The sequence below is a fragment of the Nocardioides cremeus genome (genome assembly GCF_030518195.1).
Classification (GTDB): domain Bacteria; phylum Actinomycetota; class Actinomycetes; order Propionibacteriales; family Nocardioidaceae; genus Nocardioides; species Nocardioides cremeus.
This window is the reverse complement of record NZ_JAULSC010000488.1, coordinates 1-210: the sequence shown is the minus strand read 5'-3', so window position 1 is coordinate 210 and position 210 is coordinate 1. Positions and strand designations below refer to the sequence as shown.

1 protein-coding gene is annotated in these 210 nt (G+C 76.2%); it reads right to left on the bottom strand.

The window, feature by feature from the left end; genetic code table 11:
* Positions 1 to 210: PadR family transcriptional regulator (locus QWJ41_RS21830; RefSeq protein ID WP_302710593.1), on the bottom strand; the 210-nt coding region annotated here is incomplete at both ends.

Sequence of the window (210 nt, the reverse complement as noted above, 5' to 3'; positions counted from 1 at the left end):
GAGGCGCCGCGCATCTTGACCGCCAGGTCGGAGCGCAGCGGCGGGGTGGCGGTGGGCTCGCCGAGCCAGGCGGCCAGCACCTCGCGTCCGGTGTCGGCGACCTCGTAGACCTTCTGGGCCGGGCGCCCGGCCTGCTCGACGGTGGTGGCGCGCAGCCAGCCGTCGGCCTCCATCCGGCCCAGCACCCGGTAGATCTGCTGGTGGGTGGCG